The sequence below is a fragment of the Rhodanobacter geophilus genome, assembly GCF_040812275.1.
GTDB classification, from domain to species: domain Bacteria; phylum Pseudomonadota; class Gammaproteobacteria; order Xanthomonadales; family Rhodanobacteraceae; genus Rhodanobacter_A; species Rhodanobacter_A geophilus.
This window is the reverse complement of record NZ_JBFOHL010000018.1, coordinates 14,704-37,989: the sequence shown is the minus strand read 5'-3', so window position 1 is coordinate 37,989 and position 23,286 is coordinate 14,704. Positions and strand designations below refer to the sequence as shown.

24 protein-coding genes are annotated in these 23,286 nt (G+C 70.7%); 12 read left to right on the top strand and 12 right to left on the bottom strand.

Going from position 1 to position 23,286, the window contains the following annotated elements; genetic code table 11:
- From ABQJ56_RS15950 to ABQJ56_RS15915, 8 genes are all read left to right on the top strand, one after another.
- Positions 1–858 (top strand): MurR/RpiR family transcriptional regulator, encoded by an 858-nt coding sequence (locus tag ABQJ56_RS15950; protein WP_367846010.1) that lies wholly within the window; start codon positions 1–3, stop codon positions 856–858.
- A 74-nt stretch (positions 859–932) separates the two neighbouring features.
- Positions 933–1,703, top strand: a complete 771-nt coding sequence (locus ABQJ56_RS15945) for a L,D-transpeptidase family protein (RefSeq protein ID WP_367846009.1) — start codon at positions 933–935, stop codon at positions 1,701–1,703.
- Positions 1,700–2,977: a dicarboxylate/amino acid:cation symporter gene (locus ABQJ56_RS15940; RefSeq protein ID WP_367846008.1), complete on the top strand. Its 1,278-nt coding sequence runs from the start codon at positions 1,700–1,702 to the stop codon at positions 2,975–2,977. Before ABQJ56_RS15945 ends, ABQJ56_RS15940 begins: the two co-directional genes overlap by 4 nt.
- 2 nt (positions 2,978–2,979) lie before the next feature.
- Entirely contained in the window at positions 2,980–4,116 is a 1,137-nt protein-coding gene (locus ABQJ56_RS15935; RefSeq protein WP_367846007.1) for an NAD(P)/FAD-dependent oxidoreductase, read from the top strand.
- Between the two features lie 93 nt (positions 4,117–4,209).
- A complete protein-coding gene (locus ABQJ56_RS15930) occupies positions 4,210–4,809 on the top strand; it encodes an anthranilate synthase component II (RefSeq protein WP_367846006.1) in 600 nt (199 codons plus the stop codon).
- Positions 4,806–5,855: an anthranilate phosphoribosyltransferase gene (gene trpD / locus ABQJ56_RS15925; protein ID WP_367846005.1), complete on the top strand. Its 1,050-nt coding sequence runs from the start codon at positions 4,806–4,808 to the stop codon at positions 5,853–5,855. The genes ABQJ56_RS15930 and trpD overlap by 4 nt, the downstream gene beginning before the upstream one ends.
- 64 nt (positions 5,856–5,919) lie before the next feature.
- Positions 5,920–6,714, top strand: coding sequence for an indole-3-glycerol phosphate synthase TrpC (gene trpC / locus ABQJ56_RS15920; RefSeq protein ID WP_367846004.1), 795 nt, complete (start codon positions 5,920–5,922; stop codon positions 6,712–6,714).
- Positions 6,715–6,734: 20 nt separating this feature from the next.
- Complete coding sequence (locus ABQJ56_RS15915) at positions 6,735–7,418, top strand: HAD family hydrolase (RefSeq protein ID WP_367846003.1); 684 nt, start codon at positions 6,735–6,737, stop codon at positions 7,416–7,418.
- Positions 7,419–7,467: 49 nt separating this feature from the next.
- On the opposite strand, the gene ABQJ56_RS15910 is transcribed toward ABQJ56_RS15915, so the two are convergent.
- The 7 genes from ABQJ56_RS15910 to ABQJ56_RS15880 form a co-directional block, all read right to left on the bottom strand.
- On the bottom strand, positions 7,468–9,105 hold the full coding sequence (locus ABQJ56_RS15910) for an NAD(P)/FAD-dependent oxidoreductase (protein WP_367846002.1): 1,638 nt from the start codon (positions 9,103–9,105) through the stop codon (positions 7,468–7,470).
- Positions 9,106–9,580: 475 nt separating this feature from the next.
- A complete protein-coding gene (locus tag ABQJ56_RS15905) occupies positions 9,581–10,087 on the bottom strand; it encodes a DUF1993 domain-containing protein (protein ID WP_367846001.1) in 507 nt (168 codons plus the stop codon).
- Positions 10,084–11,409, bottom strand: a complete 1,326-nt coding sequence (locus tag ABQJ56_RS15900) for a TCR/Tet family MFS transporter (RefSeq protein ID WP_367846000.1) — start codon at positions 11,407–11,409, stop codon at positions 10,084–10,086. The genes ABQJ56_RS15905 and ABQJ56_RS15900 overlap by 4 nt, the downstream gene beginning before the upstream one ends.
- Positions 11,410–11,442: 33 nt before the next feature.
- Entirely contained in the window at positions 11,443–11,796 is a 354-nt protein-coding gene (locus ABQJ56_RS15895) for an EF-hand domain-containing protein (RefSeq protein WP_367845999.1), read from the bottom strand.
- Positions 11,797–11,934: 138 nt separating this feature from the next.
- Complete coding sequence (locus ABQJ56_RS15890) at positions 11,935–13,161, bottom strand: GGDEF domain-containing protein (protein ID WP_367845998.1); 1,227 nt, start codon at positions 13,159–13,161, stop codon at positions 11,935–11,937.
- An 83-nt stretch (positions 13,162–13,244) separates the two neighbouring features.
- Entirely contained in the window at positions 13,245–13,844 is a 600-nt protein-coding gene (gene folE / locus ABQJ56_RS15885) for a GTP cyclohydrolase I FolE (protein WP_367845997.1), read from the bottom strand.
- 99 nt (positions 13,845–13,943) lie between these two features.
- Complete coding sequence (locus ABQJ56_RS15880) at positions 13,944–15,380, bottom strand: DNA recombination protein RmuC (RefSeq protein WP_367845996.1); 1,437 nt, start codon at positions 15,378–15,380, stop codon at positions 13,944–13,946.
- Between the two features lie 133 nt (positions 15,381–15,513).
- Between ABQJ56_RS15880 and ABQJ56_RS15875 the strand changes: the two genes are divergently transcribed.
- Complete coding sequence (locus ABQJ56_RS15875; protein ID WP_367845995.1) at positions 15,514–16,707, top strand: NAD(P)/FAD-dependent oxidoreductase; 1,194 nt, start codon at positions 15,514–15,516, stop codon at positions 16,705–16,707.
- An 83-nt stretch (positions 16,708–16,790) separates the two neighbouring features.
- Here ABQJ56_RS15875 and ABQJ56_RS15870 read toward each other — a convergent pair whose 3' ends face one another.
- The 5 genes from ABQJ56_RS15870 to metF form a co-directional block, all read right to left on the bottom strand.
- Positions 16,791–17,852, bottom strand: a complete 1,062-nt coding sequence (locus ABQJ56_RS15870) for a DNA topoisomerase IB (protein ID WP_437343445.1) — start codon at positions 17,850–17,852, stop codon at positions 16,791–16,793.
- A gap of 83 nt (positions 17,853–17,935) precedes the next feature.
- Entirely contained in the window at positions 17,936–19,111 is a 1,176-nt protein-coding gene (locus tag ABQJ56_RS15865) for a class I SAM-dependent rRNA methyltransferase (RefSeq protein WP_367845993.1), read from the bottom strand.
- A gap of 58 nt (positions 19,112–19,169) precedes the next feature.
- Positions 19,170–20,087: a branched-chain amino acid transaminase gene (locus tag ABQJ56_RS15860; protein ID WP_367845992.1), complete on the bottom strand. Its 918-nt coding sequence runs from the start codon at positions 20,085–20,087 to the stop codon at positions 19,170–19,172.
- Between the two features lie 84 nt (positions 20,088–20,171).
- On the bottom strand, positions 20,172–20,702 hold the full coding sequence (locus tag ABQJ56_RS15855) for a DUF4124 domain-containing protein (protein WP_367845991.1): 531 nt from the start codon (positions 20,700–20,702) through the stop codon (positions 20,172–20,174).
- 239 nt (positions 20,703–20,941) lie between these two features.
- On the bottom strand, positions 20,942–21,766 hold the full coding sequence (gene metF, locus ABQJ56_RS15850) for a methylenetetrahydrofolate reductase [NAD(P)H] (RefSeq protein WP_367845990.1): 825 nt from the start codon (positions 21,764–21,766) through the stop codon (positions 20,942–20,944).
- Positions 21,767–22,007: 241 nt separating this feature from the next.
- Between metF and ABQJ56_RS15845 the strand changes: the two genes are divergently transcribed.
- The 3 genes from ABQJ56_RS15845 to ABQJ56_RS15835 all read left to right on the top strand — a co-directional run bounded on the left by ABQJ56_RS15845 (position 22,008) and on the right by ABQJ56_RS15835 (position 23,277).
- A complete protein-coding gene (locus tag ABQJ56_RS15845) occupies positions 22,008–22,565 on the top strand; it encodes a DUF3228 family protein (RefSeq protein ID WP_367845989.1) in 558 nt (185 codons plus the stop codon).
- Positions 22,566–22,636: 71 nt separating this feature from the next.
- Entirely contained in the window at positions 22,637–22,891 is a 255-nt protein-coding gene (locus ABQJ56_RS15840) for an AbrB/MazE/SpoVT family DNA-binding domain-containing protein (RefSeq protein ID WP_367845988.1), read from the top strand.
- The gene (locus ABQJ56_RS15835) at positions 22,888–23,277 is read left to right on the top strand and encodes a type II toxin-antitoxin system PemK/MazF family toxin (protein WP_367845987.1); all 390 of its coding nucleotides are present in this window, start codon (positions 22,888–22,890) and stop codon (positions 23,275–23,277) included. Before ABQJ56_RS15840 ends, ABQJ56_RS15835 begins: the two co-directional genes overlap by 4 nt.
- Positions 23,278–23,286 lie beyond the last annotated feature (9 nt).

The window sequence follows — 23,286 nt, the reverse complement described above, 5'->3', positions numbered from 1 at the left end:
ATGTCGCCCCTGGTCAAGATCCGCTCCGAGCGCGACCGGATGTCGGCGGTGGAGCGCCGCATCGCCGACTTCGTGCTGGACAACGCGCAGCTGCTGCGCGACTACTCCTCGCAGCAGCTCGCCAACGCGCTGGGCATCAGCCAGTCCAGCGTGGTGAAGTTCACCCAGAAGCTGGGCTTCAAGGGCTACCCGGACCTCAAGTATTCGGTGGGCGAGGCGATCGCCCGCGCCGACAACGGCGACGACGTGGAAGCCGCCGCGCAGGTCCGGGGCGAGGCCGCGGAATCGCCGGCCACCGGCCTGTGGCGGCGCAAGTCCGAGGCGGAGGAGGCCACGCGCCTCATCAACCCGCCGCAGGCGCTGGCCGCGGTGACCAGGGCCCTGGCCAAGACCGGCCGCAGCGGCAAGCTGTTCCTCATCGGCCTCGGCGAGGACGACGTCCATGCGCGCGGCTTCGCCTACAAGCTCGCACTGCTCGGCCTGCCCGTGGTGCACAACTTCGACCTCGCGCGGATGACCGCCAGCGTCTCCGCCGCCGGTGCCGACGACGTGCTGCTGGTGTTCTCCGAGTTTGGCAACCAGCCGGCGCTGTGCAAGATCGGCCGGCATTTCCGCGAAAGCCGCGGCATGCTGGTCAGCGTGACCCGGCACAGCGCCAACCCGCTGCGCGCGCTGGCCGACGCCGCCCTGCTGGTGTCCGCGCACGACGAGCGGCCGTACATCCAGTCGCTGCTTTACCAGTCCGCGTTGCAGCACCTGCTGGACATCCTGTTCGTGCAGTTGTGTGAAGGCGACGACGCGCGCCATGCGCAGCTCGTCGCCAATCTGGAGCGCATCCAGCAGGTGCTGGAGTCGTGAAGGCGACCATTCGCCACGCAGGCCTGGGCCCTTCTCCCGCCGGGAGAGGGGTCTTCGTTGGAGGATTCCGTGTAATGCGCAACCGCCTCATCCCCTTGCTGATCGCCGGCCTGGTCTTCGCGGGCAACGCCGCAGCCGCCAATGACCCGACTGGCGCCTGGTCCAACGCCGACCAGATGGTGCTGGTCACCGTTCCCGACTGGAACACCATCGAAGGCACGCTGCGCACCTATCAGCGCGACCACGGCAGCGCGTGGCACGAAGTGGGCAAGGCGTGGCCGGTGGTGATCGGCCGGAGCGGCTCGGCCTGGGGCATCGGCCTGAACCCGGCGCGGCACGGCGGCCCGCAGAAGCGCGAAGGCGACGGCCGCAGCCCGGCCGGCGTGTTCCGCATTGGCACCGCGTTCGGCTACGCCGCCCACGCGGACACGGCGATGCCCTACCGCGCGCTCACCGCCACCGACTACTGCATGGATGTCAGCGGCACGCCGCTCTACAACCGCATCGCCGACACAGCCAAGGTGGGCGCGGCGGCGCTGAAGGGGGCCAGCGAACCGATGCGGCGCGACCTGCACTTCCACGGCGACCAGGCCTACCGCATCGGCTTCGTGATCGGGCACAACCCGGATGGCGTGCCGAACGGCGGCAGCTGCATCTTCGCGCACCTGTGGTCGTCGCCGACCACGGGCACCACCGGCTGCACCGCGATGACGCCCGGCACCATGCAACGCCTGCTGGAGTGGCTGAAACCGCAGGCGCACCCGGTGTTCGTGCTGCTGCCGCGGGACGAATACGCGCGCCTGCGCAGAACCTGGCAGTTGCCGGCCGTGCGGAGCAGCCGATGAGCGCCACCAACCGCGTGTTGCTGGGCCTCGCGGCCGGCGCGCTGGCCGGCCTGGCGCTTGCGACCTGGGCTCCGGGCTGGGCCGCGGGGGCGGCGGATGTCGCCCAGCCGATCGGCCACCTGTGGTTGAACGCCTTGCAGATGACGGTGGTGCCGCTGGTGCTGGCGCTGGTGGTGGTGGGCGTGAACACCGCCAGCGACGCGGCGGCGTCCGGGCGCATCGCACGGCGCACCCTCGTCGCCATCATCGTGGTGCTTGCGCTCGGCGCGGCAGTCGCCGCCCTGCTCGCGCCGCCGCTGCTGGCGCTGTTCCCACACAATCCGGCATTGGGCGCCGTGCTGAGCGGCCATGCCGCCAATGCGCCGGTGGCCGCCGCGCCGGGCTGGGCCACCTGGTTCGAGGGCATCGTGCCCAGCAACGCACTGATGGCGGCGGCGCAGAGCGCGATGCTGCCGCTGGTGGTGTTCGCGCTGTGCCTCGGCTTCGCGCTCACGCAGCTGCAGCCGGCGCGGCGCGCCCTGCTGGTGGAGTTCTTCCAGGCCATCGCCGACGCGATGATCGCGATCGTGCGCTGGGTGCTGTGGCTGGCGCCGCTGGGCGTGTTCGCGCTGATCCTCGCCGTCTGTGCCCGCGCCGGCCTGGGCATGGTGCGCGCGCTGGGCGTGTACGTGCTGACCGAGATCCTGCTCTACCTGGCGGTGACCGCGCTGATGCTGCCGGTGGCGGTGCTGTGGGGCGGTGAACGGCTGCGCCGCTTCGTCGTCGCGCTGGCACCGGCGCAGGCGGTGGCGGCGAGCACGCAGTCCTCGCTGGCCTCGCTGCCGGCAATGCTGGAGAGCGCGGAACGACGACTCGGCTATCCGACCCAGGTCACCGCGCTGGCGCTGCCGATGGCGGTGTCGCTGTGCCGGCTCACCAGCCCGGTGCAGTACATCGCCTCGGCCTGCTTCATCGCCTGGGCCAGCGGCATCCACCTGGGGCCGGCGCAGCTCGCGGCGGGTGCGGCGCTGGCGGTGGTGATCAGCCTGGGCTCGGTGGGTCTGCCCGGCCAGGTCACCTTCATGGCGACCAACCTGCCGGTGGCGCAGGCGATGGGCGTGCCGCTGGCGCCGCTGGGCCTGATGCTGGCGGTGGACACGTTGCCCGACGTGTTCGCCACGCTGGGCAACGTCACCGCCGACCTCACCGTGGCCAGCGTGGTGGCACGGCAATCGCGCAACGACACCTCCAACGCTATCCCCGCAGACGGGGAAGGCAACACGAAACAGGATTGAACATGCAGGCAAACGACTTCGACGCCATCGTCATCGGCGCCGGCATGGCCGGCGCCTCCGTCGCGTGGTTCATGGCCCCGCACGCGCGCGTGCTGGTGCTGGAGCGCGAGGCGTGGCCGGGCATGCATTCCACCGGGCGTTCCGCGGCGCTGTTCAGCGAGACCTATGGCTCGGCGCAGGTGCGGGCGCTGTCGCGCGCCACAAGGCCGTTCCTCGAGCATCCGCCGGAGGGCTTTGCCGAGCATCCCATCCTGACGCAGCGCCCCACGCTGGTGATCGGCAGCGCCGCGCAGGCGGATGCGGTGCGTGCGATGTACGAGGCGAATCGCCCCTACGTCCGCGGCCTGCGCCTGCTCGACGCCGCCGAGGTGCATGCGATGGTGCCGGTGCTGAAGCCGGAAGCCGCGCAGATCGGCATGCTCGAACCCGGCGCCGCCGACATCGACGTCAACGAACTGCACCAGGGCTTCCTGCGCGGCCTGCGCCAGCGTGGCGGCACGCTGCGCGTGGACGTGGCCATCCGTGCCATAGAGCGTGCAGAAGGGCAGTGGAACGTCGATTGCGGCGAGACGGTGTACCGCGCTCCGCTGCTGCTCGATGCCGCGGGCGCCTGGGCGGACGAGGTGGCGCGCCTCGCCGGCGTGGCGCCGCTGGGCCTGCAGCCGAAGCGGCGCACCGCCTTCCTGTTCGAGCCGCCGAAAGGCCTCGATACGGCGCACTGGCCCTTCGTGATCGATGCCGAGGAGAGCTTCTACTTCAAGCCCGATGCAGGCCTGCTGCTGGGCTCGCCCGCCAACGCCGACCCGGTGCCTCCGCACGACGTGCAGCCGGAGGATCTCGACATCGCGCTGGGCATCGACCGCATCGAGCAGGCCACCACGATGACGATCAGCCGGCCCACCCGCAGCTGGGCCGGCCTGCGCAGCTTCGTCGGCGCAACCGGCGACCTGGTGGGCGGCTTCGCGCCGGATGCGGAAGGCTTCTTCTGGGTGGCCGCGCAAGGCGGCTACGGCATCCAGACCAGTGCCGCGATGGGCGAGGCCTGCGCGCACCTCGCGCTGGGCCGCGCGCTGCCGGCGCACCTGGCCGAGGCGGGCATCACCGCCGCGCTGCTGGCGCCGCGAAACGGGCACCGCTGAAGCCACCGCGGGGCGGCGCCGACGGGCGCGATTTGGCCGGCTATACTGCGGAATCCCCGACGGCCGTCGCGCCATCCTGCCTGCAGGTCCGCCATGTTGCTGATGATCGACAACTACGACAGCTTCACCTTCAACCTCGTGCAGTACCTGGGCGAGCTGGGGCAGGAGGTGAAGGTGGTGCGCAACGATGCGCTGGACGTGGCGGGTATCCGCGCGCTCGGGCCCACGCACATCATGATCTCGCCGGGGCCGGGCACGCCGGATGACTCGGGCGTGTCGCTCGATGTGCTGCGCGAGCTGCCGGGCGAGATCCCGGTGTTCGGCGTGTGCCTGGGCCACCAGGCCATCGGCCAGGCCTTCGGCGGCAAGGTGGTGCGCGCCAAGCGGATCATGCACGGCAAGACCTCGCCGGTGCGCCATCGTGGGCAGGGTGTGTTCGCCGGCCTGCCCGATCCGTTCGAGGCCACGCGCTACCACTCGCTGGTGGTGGAGCAGGGTTCGCTGCCGGATTGCCTCGAGGTCACAGCGTGGACGGAGAACGCGGACGGCGGCATCGACGAGATCATGGGCCTGCGCCACCGGACCCTGCCGGTCGAGGGCGTGCAGTTCCATCCCGAATCCATCCTCACCCAGCACGGCCACGACATGCTCGCCAACTTCCTCGGCCTGCCGCGGCGGAAGCTGGCGGCATGAGCGCGCGCGCGATCACCATCACCCCACAGGAGGCGCTGCAGCGCACGATCGAGCACCGCGAGATCTTCCACGACGAGATGATCGCGCTGATGCGCCAGATCATGGCGGGCGAGGTGAGCCCGCTGATGACCGCGGCCATCGTCACCGGGCTGCGCGTGAAGAAGGAGACGGTGGGCGAGATCACCGGCGCGGCGCGGGTGATGCGCGAGCTGGCGGAGAAAGTGCCGGTGGCGGGCGACGACGCGCACCTGCTCGACATCGTGGGCACCGGCGGCGACGGCGCCTCCAGCTTCAACATCTCCACCGCCGCGATGTTCGTGGCGGCGGCGGCCGGCGCGCGCATCGCCAAGCACGGCGGGCGCAGCGTGTCGTCGAAGTCCGGCAGCGCCGACGTGCTGGAGGCGCTGGGTGCGCGTATCGACCTCAAGCCCGCACAGGTGGCCGCGTGCCTGGCCGAGACCGGCATCGGCTTCATGTTCGCGCCCAACCACCACCCGGCGATGAAGGTGGTGGCGCCGGTGCGCAAGGAAATGGGCGTGCGCACACTGTTCAACATCCTCGGGCCGCTGACCAACCCGGCCGGCGCGCCGAACATCCTGATGGGCGTGTTCCATCCCGACCTGGTCGGCATCCAGGTGCGCGTGCTGCAGCAGCTGGGCGCGCGGCGCGCGCTGGTGGTGTGGGGGCGCGACGGCATGGACGAGATTTCACTGGGCGCGGCCACCCTGGTAGGCGAACTGCGCGATGGCATGGTGCGCGAGTACGAAGTGGAGCCGGAGGACTTCGGCCTGGCGATGGCCTCCAGCCGCAACCTGCGCGTGGCCGACGTGGCTGAATCGAAGGCGATGCTGGAACAGGCGCTGGCCGGCGCGCCCGGCGTGCCGCACGACATCGTCTGCCTCAACGCGGGCGCGGCGTTGTACGCTGCGAACGTGGCTGCCTCCATCGGCGAGGGCATCGCGCTGGCGCGCGCCACGATTGCCAGCGGCGCGGCCCATGCGAAAATGCGGGCCTTCGTGGCGGCGACGCGGCGTCTTCAGGCATGATCGGCTTGACGGCGCGGCGACACCTGCGCCGCCACGATGCCCCGGCCCCGACTTCCCCAAGCCCATGACCGACATCCTCAACCGCATCCTCGCCCGCAAGGCGGAAGAAGTAGCCGAGCGCCAGGCGCGGCTGCCGCTGGCCGAACTCGCCGCGCGCATTCCCGACCTGCCCGAGACGCGCGGCTTCGCCGCGGCGATCGAGGCGAAGATCAACGCCGGCAAGCCCGCGGTGATCGCCGAGGTGAAGAAGGCCAGCCCCAGCAAGGGCGTGATCCGCGCCGACTTCGATCCGGCGGCGATCGCCAAAAGCTACGCGAAGGGCGGCGCCGCCTGTCTCTCCGTGCTTACCGACAGCGATTTCTTCCAGGGCAGCGAAGCCTTCCTGCAGCAGGCGCGCGACGCCTGCGCGCTGCCGGTGCTGCGCAAGGATTTCGTCATCGACCCGTACCAGGTGCACGAGGCGCGTGTGATCGGCGCCGACTGCGTGCTGCTGATCGTGGCCGCGCTGGACGACGACGTGCTGCTGCAGCTCTCGCTGCAGGCGGCCGAGCTCGACCTCGACGTGCTGTGCGAGGTGCACGACGAGGACGAACTGGAGCGCGCGCTGGCGCTGCCGGTGCCGCTGATCGGCGTCAACAACCGCAACCTGCGCAATTTCGAGACCTCGCTGGAAACCTCGCTGGCGCTGCAGGAACGGATGGAATACGACCGCATCCTGGTCGCCGAGTCCGGCATCCGCACGCCCGAGGACGTGGCGCGCCTGCGCGAGGGCGGCATCAACGCCTTCCTGGTCGGCGAGGCATTCATGCGCGCCGAGGACCCGGGCAGCGAACTGAAGCGGTTGTTCGGCACGAAGTAATGCACATGGAACCAGGGGACATGGCGCCGCCTGCAGCGGCGAGCGATGACGTGCCGGCACCGCGCGTGGTGCTGTTCGACTTCGACGGCGTGCTGCTGCACGGCGACGCGTTCTACCTCTTCATCCGCAGTCGCTATGCGCGCTCGTGGCTGCGCAAGCTGCTGGTGCTGCCCTGCCTGCCTTGGCTGCTGCTGCAGCTGCCGTTCTCGCGCCGGCATGCGGCACGCACCCTGGTGCATGCCGCACTGTTCGGCACCGGCGAGCAGCGCTACCAGGCGCAGGCGCGCGCGTTCGCCACCGAGCTGGTGCAACACTCGCGCCTGTTCAATCGCGACGCGCTGCGCCAGCTGCGCCGCCACCAGCAGGCAGGCGAGCGCGTGATCGTGGTCACCGGCTGCGAGCAGGCGCTGGTGGGCGGCATCCTCGAACAGCTGGGCCTGGGCGACGTGGAGCTTCTCGCCTCGCGGCTGCGCGCCACGGCCACGGGCATGCGCACCGGCTTCCACAACATCGGCGCGAACAAGCTCAAGGCGCTGGCCGGGCACGGCGTGCGCGCATGGCAGGTCGCCTACAGCGACTCGCTGATGGACGTCCCCATGCTCAAGCCCGCCGCCGAGCCGGTGCTGGTCAACGGCACGCCGAAGCTGTGCAAGAAGATGGACGCTGCGCTGGGCCGCGTGGTCGGCCGCGCGGAGTGGCGGTAGGAGCCGCTTCAGCCGCGACCGAACCCGCAAATCGCGGCTGAAGCCGCTTCTATGCTGCTTGTCTTGAGGTGACCGAAAGCGCCACCGCTTCCGCCACGCGTATCCCGTCGACCGCCGCGGAAAGAATCCCGCCTGCATAGCCCGCGCCCTCGCCGGCCGGGTACAGCCCTCGCGTGTTCAGGCTCTGCAAGTCATCGTCGTTGCGGCGGATGCGCACGGGCGAGGAGGTGCGCGTTTCCACGCCGGTGAGCATGGCGTCGGGCAGCGCGTAGCCGCGGATCTGGCGGTCGAAGGCGGGGATCGCGGCGCGGATCGCCGCCACCGCGTAGTCGGGCAGCGCGGTGGAGAGGTCGGTGAGGTGCACGCCCGGCTTGTACGAGGGCAGCACGTCGCCGAAGGCGGTCGAGGCGCGCCCGGCGAGGAAGTCGCCCACGCGCTGGCCCGGCGCGCTGTAGTCGCCGCCGCCGAGTGCGTAGGCATGCGATTCCCAGTGCCGCTGCAGCGCGATGCCGGCCAGCGGCCCTTCGCCCCAGGGCGCGTAGTCGGCGGGCCGGATGTCGCAGACGATCGCCGCGTTCGCGTTGCGCTCGTTGCGCGAGTACTGGCTCATGCCGTTGGTGACCACGCGGCCCGGTTCGCTGGTGGCGGCCACCACGGTGCCGCCGGGGCACATGCAGAAGCTGTACACGGAACGGCCGTCCTTGCCGTGGTGCACCAGCTTGTAGTCCGCCGCGCCGAGGATGGGATGGCCGGCCTGCGGGCCGAAGCGCGCCTGGTCGATCAGCGATTGCGGGTGCTCGATGCGGAAGCCGATCGAGAACGGCTTGGCTTCCACGCAGACGCCGCGCGCGTGCAGCATCTCGAAGGTGTCGCGCGCGCTGTGGCCCAGCGCCAGCACCACGTGGTCGCTGCGCAGCTCGCCGCCGCCGGCCAGGCGCACGCCGCGCACGTGGCGTTCGCCGCGCGCATCGGTTTCCACCAGCAGGTCGTCCACGCGCTGGCCGAAGCGGATCTCGCCGCCCAGCGCCTCGATGGTTCCCCGCATGTTCTCCACCATCGTCACCAGCCGGAACGTGCCGATGTGCGGCTTGCTGACGTAGAGGATTTCCTCCGGCGCGCCGGCCTTGACGAACTCGGCCAGTACCTTGCGGCCGTGGTGCAGCGGATCGCGGATCTGGCTGTGCAGCTTGCCGTCGGAGAACGTGCCCGCGCCGCCCTCGCCGAACTGCACGTTGGAGTCGGGATGCAGGTGGCGCTGGCGCCACAGGTCCCAGGTGTCCTTCGTGCGTTCGCGCACCGCCTTGCCGCGCTCCAGCACGATGGGACGGAAGCCCGACTGCGCGAGGATCAGCGCCGCGAACAGGCCGCAGGGGCCGAAGCCGATCACGATGGGCCGGTGTTCCAGCCTTGCCGGCGCCTGCGCCACGAAGCGGTAGCCGGTGTCCGGCGTGGGTTGCACGTGGCGGTCGCCGGCGTGGCGCGCCAGCAGCGCGGCCTCGTCGGCCAGCTCCACGTCCAGCGTGTAGATCAGCGCGATCGCGCCGCGCTTGCGCGCGTCGTAGCCGCGGCGGAACACGGTATAGCCGCGCAGCGCCCCGGGCCCGATGCCGAGCTTTGCGCAGATCGCGGCGGGCAGCGCGTCATCCGCGTGATCGAGCGGGAGCTTGATGTCGGTCAGGCGCAGCATCGGGGATGGGGTGTGTCGCTGGGGCGGGGATGCGGATTTTCGCAGATTCGCGCGGATTGCTCCTGCTTCCCCCGGGGGCTGCCTGCATTTCCCCTCTCCCGCTTGCGGGAGAGGGGCTTTTGCTTGTGGGCTTTCGCAAGCGACAAAGCGGCTTCGCCCACCTGCCGGGGGCCGGGCTTTTCGGCCGGGCTCCTGCCCGGTCGAAAAGGCGTTGCCCTCCCTGGCAACGCCCGCTGTGCGGCCTGATCGTCCACGCCTCGCCGCCGCACCGGGGCCCCGAAGTGCAGCGCGCTCCTGCGCGCAGAAGCAGCGGCAAGAGCACGGCAAAGCCAGGCAAGGCGTCGCGCCGGAAGACGATCGAAAGCCCGCCGCAGGCGAGCCGGATTGCGGAAGTGGAAGGTTGCCGCGAGCGCCCGCCCTCAGCCCGGCCCTCTCCCCGCCGGGGAGAGGGGGCTGCGGCGAGCCTTGGGCAGCTTTACATCGCGCCGGTGAAATCGGCCTTGCCGATCTCCACGCCCATGCCGCGGAACAGGTTGTAGGCCGTGGTGCAGTGGAAGTACAGGTTGGGCAGGATGAACTGCAGCAGGTAGGACTGGCCTTGCAGCTCCATTTCGCCGTTGCGCATCTTGAGCCGGATCGCGCGGTCTTCGCTGCCGTCGATCTGCTCGGCCCTGAAGGACTGCACGTAGGCGATGGCGCGGTCGATGCGGTCGTACGCCTCGGCCATCGTGGCCTCGTTGTCCTCGAAGCTCTTCGGTTCCTCGCCGGCGAGGCGGGCGGAGCCGCGGCAGGCCATGTCGCAGGCGATCTGCACCTGCTTCACCAGCGGCAGCATGTCGGGGATCAGGCGGGTCTGCAGCAGCACGGCGTCGGTGACGCCCTTGGCCTTGGCGTGCGCCTCGCCCTTCTGCAGCACGTGGCGCAGGTTGGTGAGCGCGCGGACGAAGACGGGGACGGAGGCCTGGTACATGGAGAGGCTCATGGGATGTGCTCCAGTGGTTCGGGGGAAGGGGTGGCGGGCGCGAACGCCGGCGCGGCGTGGCGCGTGGCGCGGATCGCCACCAGCGTCGCCGCGGCCAGCAGCAGGGCGGCCAGCACGAAGGCCGCGCCGGGCAGGTGCGGAACAGGCGCGTGGTCGCTGATGAACAGCGCGAACAGGTTCGCGAACATCGCCGGGCCGAAGATGCCGGCGAGGCTGGCGAGGCTGGTCAGCGCGCCCTGCAGGCGGCCCTGCTCGTGCGGGTCGACCTGGTGGGTCATCATCGATTGCGCCGGCGGACCGGCGAGGCCGCCCAGGCAGAACACCGGGATCGCCAGCAGGAACAGCCACGCGCTGGGCGCGAGGCCGAACGCGAGGTAGCCCAGCACGCACAACGACAGGCCGGCCAGGATCATCCGCCGTTCGCCCAGCCTGGGCATCAGCCGGCGCACCAGCACCGCCTGCACCAGGCCGCTGCACAGGCCGACCAGGCCCAGCGTGTAGCCCACCGCCTGCGGGCCCCAGCCGAAGCGGTAGTCGGTGAACAGCACGTAGGTGGAGTTCAGCGAGAACTGCGCGAGGTTGATCAGGAAGAACACCGCGGCCAGCGCGAACACCTGCGGGTAGCGGCGCAGCAGCACCACCGCGCCGAACGGGTTGGCGTGGCGCCAGTCGAAGCGCGCCGCGCGCCGCTCCTTCGGCAATGACTCCGGCAGCACGAACCAGCCGTAGCAGAAGTTGAGCAGCGACAGCCCGGCGGCCACCCAGAACGGCAGGCGCAGGTGCCAGTGGCCGAGGAAGCCGCCCAGCGCCGGGCCCACGATGAAGCCGATGCCGAACGCCGCGCCCAGCATGCCGAACGCGGCGGCACGCTTCTCCTTCGGCACGATGTCGGCGATGTAGGCATTCGCGGTGGAGAAGCTCGCCGCGCAGACGCCCGACACCGCGCGGCCGAGGAACAGCAGCCACAGCACCGGCGCCAGCGCCATCACGATGAAGTCCACGCCGAGGCCGAAGCTGGAGATCAGGATCACCGTGCGCCGGCCGAACCGGTCCGACAAGGCGCCCTGCACCGGCGAGAACACGAACTGCATCGTCATGAACAGCGCGCCGAACGCGCCCACCCAGACGGCGGCCTTGGCGATGCTGCCGCCGATCAGGTCGACGATCAGGTGCGGCAGTACCGGGATGATGATGCCGAACGCCAGCATGTCCAGCATCACGGTGACGAAGATGAAGGCGAGGGCGGCGCGGCGGCGCGGGACGTGTTCGGCAGGCGGGTTCATGGCGCGGGTGGCGGCGGCAGACGCGGAACGATAGCGCATTGCGCCGTGGCGCGGCTGGCCGGCGGCGAAATGTCAGCCCGGCGGCGCCGTGAGTTCCTGCGCAGTGAGGCAGCCGGTGCGGCGGCGGTCAAGCCGGTGGAACTGGTGGCGCAGGTTGTCCTGCCACTCCTTCAGCGTCACCGGCTTGCCGTGGCCGCCGGGCAGTTCGCTCGGCTCCAGCACGCCGTCGTGGTTGGCGTCCATGCGCTCGAAGCCGTGGCTCATGTAGGCCACGTATTCGGCTTCGCTCACGCAGCCGTTGCCGTCCGTGTCGAATTGCCGCAAGTAGGCGCCGCGCGAATCCTGCGCCGCCGCGACCAGCGGCAGCAGCAATGCGAGGGCAGCGGTGGCAAGGCCGGGGTGGAGCAGGTGCGGGGCGCTCGGCATGCGGGACAGTGTGCGGCACGTCGCGCCGTCGCGTCGAGAACGGACGCACGCCGCGCGAACGCCCGCGGCGGAAGGCGAAGGCACGTCGCGGGATCCGGCTGGCGTGTCGCGGCCGCGCGAGGCCAGGCTCTCCTCGGGCTACTCCGCGGGCCGTGGTCGCTGCGGCGGGCGGCCGGCAGGGCCAGGCAGGGCCGGCGAGGCGTCGTCGACGGTGGCAACGACGCGGTCGCGCCCGGCGCGCTTGGCGTCATAGAGCGCGCGATCCGCGCGGCGCACCAGGGCGTGCACGTCGGTGTCTTCCGGCCGGTACGCGGCGATGCCGACGGAAATGGTGACGCCCGGAATGCCGGCGTCGGGCACGAGCGGCATGGCGGCGACGGCCACGCGCAGCCGTTCGGCGAGCGCCATGGCCTCGGCCAGGCCGGTGCCGGGCAGCAGGGCGAGGAACTCCTCGCCGCCCATGCGGCCCAGCACGGCGGGCGGCTGAAACTGCCGGCGGATGCCGGCGGCCAGCGTCGCCAGCACGCGGTCGCCGGTGGCGTGGCCGAATTCGTCGTTGATGCGCTTGAAGTGGTCGATGTCGATGACCAGCGCGGCCAGCGTATTGGGGCGGTCCGCCGCGCGGAACAACCGCAGGGATTCCTCGTCCAGCGCGAGGCGGTTCAGCGTGCCGGTGAGCGGATCGGTGCGCGCCAGCCGGTGCAGTTCGGTCTGCACCGACTCGTTGTACATCAGCAGGAAGCCGACGCTGGCCAGCACCGGCTCCACCGCGCTGTAGATCATCTGCGCCGCATTGGCGGGCGAGTAGGCGAGCAGCCCGGCCGCGTTGGCGGGATGGAGGACCAGGCCGCCCAGCCGGACGAGCCAGCCTGCCAGGGCGCCCAGCAGCACCAGCAGCATCACCCGCTGCGCGGTCGAGCCGCCGCGGCGCAGCGCGTGGCGCAGCGGCCATGCCAGCAACAGCAGGTAGCAGCCCAGCGCCAGCGAAGCGATGTACACGCGCACGCGGTAGTCGGGCACGGCCACGCCGAACCAGGCGATGCCGAGCCAGCCGGCCACGCCGATCGCCAGCAGCAGGGCCCGGCGCTGCGGTGCGCCCAGCAGCAGGCGCAGCGCACGCGTGGTCTCGGCGTAGGACACCATCAGTACGCCGTTGGCGAGCACGATCGACAGCCAGTCGCTGACCTGGCCGCGCAGCCCCATCAGCACCCAGCCCGCCACCTGCAGCAGCAGCACGGTGCCCCAGATGCGCAGGCTGGTGCGGGCGACGCCGGCATAGGCCCGCGTGGCGGCGAGCAGCAGGGGCGCCAGCAGCAGCGCCTGCAAGGCGCCGAACAGGGCGATGGTGGCCAGGTCGATATGCACGATGTCCGGGATGGCGAAGCGGCGATGGCGGCTCCGGGTACGCAGCGGTTATCGGCCGCGGCGCGGGGACATTGAACAGGCTCTCAGCGTACCCCGCCGTGGATGCCGATGAACTGCAGGAATTCGGCGCGGGTGCGCGCGTCGTCGCGGAACGCGCCCAGCATCTGGCTGGTGACCATCGATACGCCGCGCTTGTGCACGCCGCGCGTGGTCATGCACTCGTGGCTGGCGTCGACCACCACCGCCACGCCGGCCGGCTGCAGGTTCTCCTGGATGCAGTGGGCGATCTGCGCGGTGAGCTTCTCCTGCACCTGGAAGCGGCGCGCGTAGCCTTCCACCACGCGCGCCAGCTTGCTGATGCCGACCACGCGGCAGGTCGGCAGGTAGCCGACGTGGGCGCGGCCGATGATCGGCGCCATGTGGTGCTCGCAGTGGCTCTCGAACTCGATGTCGCGCAGCACCACCATCTCGTCGTAGCCCTCGACTTCCTTGAAGGTGCGGCGCAGGTATTCGGCCGGATCCTCGCCGTAGCCGGAGAACCAGTCGCGGTAGGCCTTCACCACGCGCTTGGGCGTGTCCAGCAGGCCTTCGCGCGCGGGGTCTTCGCCGGCCCAGCGCAGCAGGGTGCGCACGGCCTCCTCGGCCTGCTCGCGGGTGACGTCGTTGGAGATGGGGTCGCTCATGGGAAGTCCCGGGGAATCAGACACGCCCTAGTGTAATGGCCCGGACGCGGATCACGGCGGCGAGCCGGCGGTGTTCGCCGAGCGATCGGCGCGCGGGGTTCATGCCTCGTCGTCCGGCTCGACGTCTTCGGCCGCGGCGTTGTCGAGCAGGCCGGCGGCCTCCTGTCCCGGCAGCGACTCCACGTCGCGCAGCCTGCGCGTGATCGCGCGGGTGCGCACGCCGGTGGCCTCGATGTGCTTGCCGGCCTCGTCGAGCTTCCTCTTCACCTTGTCCAGCACCTCGCCGAACTTGCCGAACTCGCTCTTCACCGCGCCGAGCAGCTGCCACACCTCGCTGCTGCGCTTCTCGATCGCCAGCGTGCGGAAGCCCATCTGCAGCGCGTTGAGGATGGCGGTGAGCGTGGTCGGCCCGGCCACGGTGACGCGGTGCTCGCGCTGCAGCGCCTCGAACAGGCCGGGCCGGCGCAGTACCTCGGCGTACAACCCCTCGGTGGGCAGGAACAGTATCGCGAAGTCGGTGGTGTGCGGCGGCGCCACGTACTTGGCGCGGATGGTCTTCGCCTCGTCGCGCACGCGGCGTTCCAGCGCGGCGGCGGCAACACCGGCGGCGTCGGCGTCGGCGCGCTCCTGCGCGTCGAGCAGGCGCTCGTAGTCCTCGCGCGGGAACTTCGCGTCGATCGGCAGCCACACCGGGTGGTCGGCGTCGGCGCCCGGCATGCGCAGCGCGAATTCCACGCGCTCGTTGCTGCCCGGCATGGTGGCGATGTTCGACCGGTACTGCTCGGGCGTCAGCAGCTGGTCGAGCAGGGCGCCCAGCTGCACCTCGCCGAGGATGCCGCGTGTCTTCACGTTGCCCAGCACGCGCTTCAGGTCGCCCACGCCGGTGGCCAGGCTCTGCATCTCGCCCAGGCCGCGCTGCACCTGCTCCAGCCGTTCGGAGACCAGCTGGAACGACTGGCCCAGCCGCGTCTCCAGCGTGGATTGCAGCTTCTCGTCCACGGTGGCGCGCATCTTCTCCAGCTGCGCGGCGTTGTCCTCGCGCAGTGTCTTCAGCTGGCCTTCCAGCGTGCCGCGCACCTCGCCCATGCGCTGCTCGTGCTGTGCGCCCAATGCGGTGAGGCGCTGCTGCTGCTGCTCGCCGAAACGGTTCAGCGCCAGTGTCAGCTCCTCGCGGCTCTTGCGTGCGTCTTCGGCGAGGCGTTGCGCCAGCGCCTGCAGGCCCTGGCCGGTCTGGTCGGTGAGTGCGGCGAGGCGCTGGCCGAAGCCATCGATGCGCTCGGCCTGCTGGCGCGACATGCCGTCCAGCTGTTCGTTGACGTGGCCGCGGAAGCGTTCGAAGCCCTGCTGCAATTCCTCGCGGCCGTTGCGCTGCTCCTCGCGCAATGCGCGCTGCAGGCGTTCGTTGTCGTCCTTCAGCGCGTCGAGCTTCGCGGCCAGGCCGGCGTCGCCACGGCCGCGCAGCAGCAGGGCGGCTTGCAGCGCCAGCAGCACCAGCGCGAGCACGACGAGGACGATGAGCAGGGTTTCGACGGGCATGTGGGCGGGTTTCGCGCGGGACGGTTCGCGTCAGTGTACGTCCTGTCGTCGCAGGGCTTGCGACCCGGGTTTCACGCGGTCTTGGCCGCGGCCGCGCAAGATGGGCGAATCCGTTCGGCGAGGGAGCATGGTCATGGAGCATGTGCACGATTACCTGATCGTCGGCGCCGGCATGGCGGCCGACGCGGCGGCGAAGGCGATCCGCGAAGTCGACGCCGCGGCGGACGTCGGCATGGTCGGCGAGGAAAGCGCGCCGCCGTACCAGCGCCCGCCGTTGTCCAAGGCGCTGTGGAAGGGCGACAAGACGCCGGCGGACATCGACCTCGGCACCGTGGCCAGCGGCGCGAAGCTGCATGCCGGGCGGCGCATCGTGGCGCTGGACTGCGCGGCGCACGTGGCGCGCGACGCACAGGGCGACAGCTACCGCTACCGCCGCCTGCTGCTCGCCACCGGCGCCACGCCGCGCCGCCTGCCGTTCGAGGGTGGCGACCGCATCATCCATTTCCGCACGCTGGACGATTACCGGCGGCTTCGCCATTTCGCCCGGCCCGGCGCCATCATCGCGGTGATCGGCGGCGGCTTCATCAGCGCCGAACTGGCCGCCTCGCTGTGCAGCGTCGGCTGCAAGGTATGCCTGCTGTTTCCCGACGCGCACCTCGGCGCGGGCCGCTACCCCGATGGCCTCGCACGTTGCCTCCACGACTACTACCGCCAGCACGGCGTGGACGTGCGCGGCGGCGTGCGGGTGGGCGGCAGCCGGCCCACCGACGGTGGCGTGGAACTGAGCCTGTCCGACGGCAGCCTGCTGCGGGTGGAAGTCGCGGTGGCCGGCCTCGGCGTGACGCCGAACACCGTGTTGGCCGAACAGGTGGGCCTCAAGCTGGACAACGGCATCGTGGTCGATGCGCAGCTGCGCAGCAGCGACCCCGACATCTGGGCCGCCGGCGACGTGGCGAATTTCTACAACCCCGCGCTGGACCGGCGCCTGCGCGTGGAACACGAGGACGCAGCCACCGGCATGGGGCGGCACGCCGGTCGCGCGATGGCCGGTATCGCGGGCAGCTACGACACGCTGCCGTTCTTCTATTCCGACCTGTTCGATCTCGGCTACGAGGCCGTGGGTCTGCTCGATACGCGGCTCGATGTGGTCGAGGACTGGCGCGAGCCCAACCGCGAAGGCGTGGTGTATTACCTCGAGCGCGGCCGCGTGCGCGGTGTGCTGCTGTGGAACACCTGGGACCAGGTGGACGCGGCGCGTGCGCTGATCGCCGAGGCGGGACCGTTCGATGCGGCGTCGTTGCGCGGGCGGTTGCCGCGCAAGGCGTAGTGCCCGGCGCACACCGGATTTCGGCTCCTCCCTGCGCAACGGGGAGCTGGGTGGGAGCGACGGCACGCGGGACAGCGGCATCCTCAACGCGTGCCGGCGTCTCCGTTGCGCAGCCGGCGCCGCAGCCAGCGCAGGGCCCGCTGTTCGAGCTGGCGTGGCCCTGGCCGCGTACCGGGCGCGATCGCGCGGTGCAGGCTGCCGTCGCGCCAACCCTCGAACACGGCCGGATGGATGTAGGACGTCCGGCACACGGCCGGCGTATTGCCCAGCGTCGCGGCGACGTCCTTCACCCCGGCGGCGATGGCGTCGGCCAGCGCGCGCTCGCCGCCGCTCTCCGGCAGCGGGACGGCGGCCATCGCCTCGATCGCGCGCAGGGTGCCACCCCAGGTGCGAAAATCCTTGGCGCTGAACTCGCCGCCGCTGGCCTCGCGCAGGTAGTCGTTGACCATGCCCGAGTCGACCGGCTGCCGCGTCCCGTCGTCGTCCAGGTACTGGAACAGCCGCTGCCCCGGCAACTGCTGGAGGCGGCGGACGATGCGCGCCAGCCGCCGGTCGTCCAGGGCGATGTCGCGCTCCTGGCCGCTCTTGCCGCGGAAGGCGAAGCGCAGCCTTCCGCGCTCGGCGCGCACGTGGCGCGAGCGCAGCGTGGTGAGGCCGAAGCTGTGGTTGTCGCGGGTGTAGCGGTCGTTGCCGATCCGGATCAGTGTCTCGTCCAGCAGCCGCACCAGCAGGGCCAGCACCTTCCCGCGCGGCAGGCCGGGCTGGGCCAGATCGGTACGCACGCGCCGGCGAATCCGTGGCAGCGCGGCACCGAAGGCGAGCAGCCGGGAGAACTTGTCCGCATCGCGCAGGGCGCGCCAGTCCGCGTGGTAGCGGTACTGCTTGCGTCGCCGCGCATCGCGCCCGGTGGCCTGCAGGTGACCACGCGGGTCGGCGCAGATCCACACCTCGACATAGGCCGGCGGAATCGCCAGGGCGCGGATGCGCGCCAGCGTCTCGACGTCCCGCACCGGCGCCCCGTCGGCGTCGTGGTAGCTGAAACCGTTGCCGCGCCGGCGACGGGCGATGCCAGGCAGTTCATCGCTGACATAGACCAGCCCTGCCGCGCGCGCTTCGCGCCGCAGGGCGGGATCGACGTCGGGAATTTCTTTCGGCTGGCGTCGCGTCACGCGCCGAGTGTGTCATGAGGACCGGTCGAGCGCGCGTGCAGGCGCCGCGAGCCGGAGATTCATTCGACCCGGCAGAACATCGCCTTCAGGTAGCGGCTTTCCGGCACGTCGGCGCGCACGGGGTGGTCGGCGCCGGCGCCGCGCACTTCGAGGATCTGGATCTCGCGGCCGGCGTTGAGCGCCACGCGGCGCAGCATCTCCAGGAAGTCCGCTTCGCTCACCAGGCCGGTGCAGGAGCAGGTGAGCAGCAGGCCGCCGGGCGGGACCACGTCCAGCGCGAGGCGGTTCATCGCGAAGTATTTCTTCAGCGCGTCGAACACCTTGTTGCGGTCGCGGGTGAGCTTGGCGGGGTCGAGGATCACCGCGTCGTACTTTTCGCCGCGCGCCACCGCGGCGCGCAGCCAGTCGAAGATGTCGGCCTGCTGGAAGTCCACCGCCACGCTGTTCGCCGCGGCGTTGGCGCGGGCGATGTCGAGGATGCCGGCATCCATGTCCACGCCCACGGCTTCGCGCGCGCCGCCGGCCATCGCGTGCACCGCGAAGCCGCCGGCGTTGCAGCACAGGTCGAGCACGCGGCGGCCGCGCGCGAGTTCCGCGAAGCGGCGGCGGTTGTCGCGCTGGTCGGCGAAGAAGCCGGTCTTGTGGCCGGCGCCGGGCGCGGCGTGGAAGGCGAGGCCGTGCTCGTGCACCGCCACCGGCGCGGGCGGCTCGCTGGCGCGGCAGTCGAAGGACTCCTGCTTCTGCACGTGCGTTTCGGCGAAGCCGTAGATGCGCGCGCCGGGGAAGTGGGCCAGCAACGCGTCGCGGATCGCGTCGCGGAACTTCCACATGCCGGCGGCGAAGTATTCGACGACGAGGATGTCGGCGTAGCGGTCCACGATCAGGCCGCTGAGGCCGTCGCCCTCGCTGTGCACCACGCGCCAGGCGTCGGTGGCCGTGTCCAGCTCCAGCACTTCGCGGCGCAGCCGCACGGCGCGGGCGATGCGCGCGGCGATCCAGTCGGCATCGATGGTTTCGGCGGGATCGGCGGCGAGCAGGCGCAGCGCGATGCGCGCATGGCCGTTCCAGAAGCCGCGGCCGACGAAGCGATCCTTCGCGTCCATCACGGCCACCACGCTGCCCGGCGGGATGCGTTCACCGGGCTTGTGCACCTGTGCCGACCATACCCAGGGGTGGCCGGGCGCGCGGTCGGTTTTCAGGCGGATGGCGGGGAGGGCGGATGCGGTATCGGTCATCCGCGCATGATAGCGGCTTGTCACTCGTGGCCCCGGGCCTGCCCGGGGCCACGGCAGATCAGACCGGCTCCAGCCAGCCCCACTTGTCGTGGGTCTTGCCGTTGAACAGGCCGAAGTACAGTTCCTGGATGCGGCGCGTGACGGGGCCGGCATGGCCGGCGCCGACCTGCTTGCCGTCGACTTCGCGGATCGGGGTGACCTCGGCGGCGGTGCCGCACATGAACACTTCGTCGGCGAGGTAGAGGTATTCGCGCGGCAGGTCGCGCTCGATCACCTCGATGCCGTCCTCGCGCGCCAGCGTGATCAGCGAGTGGCGGGTGATGCCGGTGAGGATGGAGGCGCTGGCCGGCGTGGTGTGCAGCGCGCCGTCGAACACCAGGAAGATGTTCTCGCCCGCGCCTTCGCTGAGCAGGCCGGTGGAGGCCAGCGCGATGCCCTCGCCGAAGCCCAGGCGGCGCGCCTCGCGCGCGATCAGCTGGCCGGAAAGATAGTTGCCGCCGGCCTTGGCGCCGGCCGGGATGGTGTTGGGCGCGAAGCGCTGCCAGCTCGACACGCAGGCGGTGATGCCCTGTTCCAGCGCCTCCGGCCCGAGGTAGGGGCCCATCGGCCACGCGGCCACGGCCACGTCGATCGGCGTTTCGGCGGAGAGGCCGAAGCCGCCCAGGCCGCGCCACGCCACCGGGCGCAGGTAGGCGGCGGCGAGGCCGTTCTTCTTCACCACCTCGCGGCAGGCCGCGGCGATCTGGTCGCGCGTGTACGGCAGCGCCATGTCGTAGATCTTCGCCGAATGGAACAGGCGGGTGAGGTGGTCGGTGAGGCGGAAGATCGCCGCGCCGTCCGGCGTGGCGTAGCTGCGGATGCCCTCGAACACCGAGGAGCCGTAGTGCAGCGCGTGCGACATCACGTGGGTGGTGGCCTCGGCCCACGGCTTGACCGCGCCGTTCTGCCAGATCCATTCGGGGTACTGCTGCGCCATGGCAAATCTCCGTTGGGGACCGCCCATGATAAACCCGCGCCCCGCACGCCAGGGTTTGCAGCGCAGCAAGAACGGCGGGAAGGCTCAGCCGCCGTAGCGCAGCCACAGGCAGCCGGCCTGGCGGGTGATCGCGAAGCGCGCACCGTCGTCGCCCGTGCGCAGCTGCAATTCGTCGGCGACCGCGGCTGCGCCGCCGTCGGCGGAAGCGGGATCGTCGCCAGGGTCGCCGCCGAAGTGGATCTCCAGCAACGGTTGCCGCACCAGCCGGGCCAGCGCGCGGATGTCGTCGACGGCCGACACGTGGCCGTAGCCATGCCACAGCATCAGCCCGGCCAGCTCGTTCGGGTCGCGTGCGGCGAAGGCATCGATCACGCGCTGGCGCAGTTCCGCCGCGGTACTGGCGCAACGCTGCAGCGGCGTCGGCAGGCCGGGCGTGGCGACGCTCGCGACAGGTGCAGGCGCCTGCACCGGGCTGGCTTGCTGGCTGGCGCAGGGCTGGTCGGTGAACAACGGGTTGCCGTGCGTGTCCACGCAATGGTGGATCGGGTCCTGTGCATGCGCCGGCCGGGCGAGCAGGCACAACGGAAGCAGCAGGAGCAGGGCGGATGGGCGCATCGCGCCAGCATAGCGATGCGCTCGCGCGGCAACCGTGAATCAGCCGGGTGATTCGGAGCGGCTCCGAGCCATCGGCTTCCTGCGCGTCGCTGCCGCGAAGGCAGGAGTCCGGTGTCTTCGCTGACCATGGCCTGCAGGTGCCGGATGGCCCGCTGCGTCGAGGCTGCCCCTCGCGCGTTCGGCGCGTTGCACGCTGGTGCGGCCTGCGCCGCCACGACGCGGGTCACACCGGAATTTCCTCAATCCAGTTGCTCGAGCACCGCACGCGTGGCGCGGGCGCGGTTGAGCGTGTAGAAGTGCAGCGCCGGGGCGCCGCCGTCCAGCAGGCGGCGGCACAACTGCGCCACCACTTCCGCGCCCAGCGCGCGCACCGATGCGGCGTCGTCCCCGTGCGCCTGCATGCGCTTGGCGATCCAGCGCGGGATCTCCGCGCCGCAGCCGTCGGAGAAGCGCTTCAGCTGGGTGAAGTTCGCGATCGGCATGATGCCCGGCACGATCGGCACGCGCACGCCGAGCCTGTGGGCGTCGTCGACGAAGCGGAAATACGCGTCCGGGTTGAAGAAGTACTGGGTGATCGCGCCGTTCGCGCCGGCGTCCACCTTGGCCTTGAAGTGGCGCAGGTCGGCCAGCGCATCGTCGGCCTGGGGATGGGTTTCCGGATAGGCCGCCACCTCGACGTGGAAGTGGTCGCCGGAGTGCTCGCGGATGAAGCTCACCAGTTCGGCGGCGTAGCGGAAGTCGCCCGCACTGGCCATGCCGGAAGGCAGGTCGCCGCGCAGCGCCACGATGCGCCGATAGCCCGCGGCCCGGTAACCGTCGAGCAGGGCGCGGATCTCCGCGCGCGTGCCGCCCATGCAGGACAGGTGCGGCGCCACCGCGTAGCCGTGCGCCTGGTGCAGGTGCGCCACGGTGTCGCCGGTATAGCTCAGCGTGGATCCGCCGGCGCCGAAGGTCACCGAGGCGTACTCCGGTTGCCAGGCCTTCAGCACCTCTGCGGCCTGGTCCAGCTGGGCACGCTGCTCGTCGGTCTTGGGCGGGAAGAATTCGAGGCTGATGGCGGGCATGGCGGTCACCGGCGGAGGTATTCCAGGGATTTTATACGTTCATCGCGATGAAAAGATAGATGTCTAAACGCCGGACAGGCGAAGCGCGGCGTCGCCGGCAATCCCTCCCCAGCATGGAGGGGAGGGCTGGGGCGGGGTGCCTCTGCTTGCTGGAAACCTCAAAGGCACCTCCCCCTGCAACAAGCAGGGGGAGGAGGAATTACTTCGTGCGTTACGCTGTCGTTTTGCCATCGACCAAGCCATGTCCATCGTCCTCACCCCCTTCGCGCGTGCCCGCCTGTTCCCGCGCGAGCCGCGCGGGAACACCATCCAGGACTGCACGCCGGAAGAGTTCCAGCGGCGCCTCAACGACGAGGCGCCGTACAAGGTGCTCGACGGCTACGCGCCGTTCTGCAAGTTGCACGTGCATCGCAACTGGACGTCCACGCGCTGCCTCACCGCGCCGATCACCGAGGCCAACCGCCACCTGCTGCGTTCCGCCTACGAGGCGCGCAGCAAGGCCGAGCTGCCGGTGCTGGTGCGCTGGTTCGAGGGCGTGGCGCCGCCGGTGGCGAACTGGCTGGTGGTCATCCTCTACAGCCGCGAGCAGCTGGCGAAGGAAGGCGGACCTATCGATGCCGACTGGGGCATCGTCGGCTGCCTCTACACGATGGAGCCGGAGGAAATCCCGATGGCGCCGATCACCATGATGCGCAACGCGCTGGGCGTGGAGGAGGGCGGTTCCGGCGTGCCGCTGGATCGCGAGGCCTACCACCGCTCAGTGGCGTTCTGGGAGTGCAACGCGAACTGGCGGCCTTGAGCGATGTCTGGGATTGCTCCCGCAACCTGTCGGGTTTAAACTTCGTATAAACCTACTGGGTGGAGTGAGCCATGACGGTCGTTGTGCTGGACATCAAGCATTGGGGCAACAACCTTGGCGTGCGCTTGCCGGCGGCCATCGCCAAGGCGGCGCACCTGCGCGCGGACCAGCGCGTGAGCGTTGCCGTCGAGGATGGCCGGGTCGTCGTCACTCCGGTGGAGGATGCCCCTCTCACGCTCAAGCAGCGCCTGGCCCGGTTCGATCCAGGGCAGCATGGCGGCGAGGCCATGGCTGCGGGTAAGCGCGTGGGGGCCGAGCGGTGGTGAGCAAGTCGGCCGGAAAATCCCGACGCGAATGGGTGCCGGATCGACAGGATGTGATCTGGATCGACTGCAATCCACAGGCTGGACGGGAAATGCGCGACGTGCATCCGTTTCTGGTGCTGTCGCCCAAGACGTTCAACCAGCGCACGTCGCTGGTAGTGGGGCTGCCCATGACGACGGCTTCATACAACGCAACCAATCCGTTCGCCGTCGCCGCCGGCGTGGCGAGTGGGCGCAGGTCGGGGGCAACCAGCTACGTGCTGTGTCACCAGCCCAAGTCATTCGACTGGCGATTGCGCGGCAGCAAGCCACACCCCATGCGCAGGGTGGGCGACAAGCCGTTTGCGGAGGCGTTGCTGGTGCTGAACCAGATCGTGCAGTTGGCATAGGCGGAACGG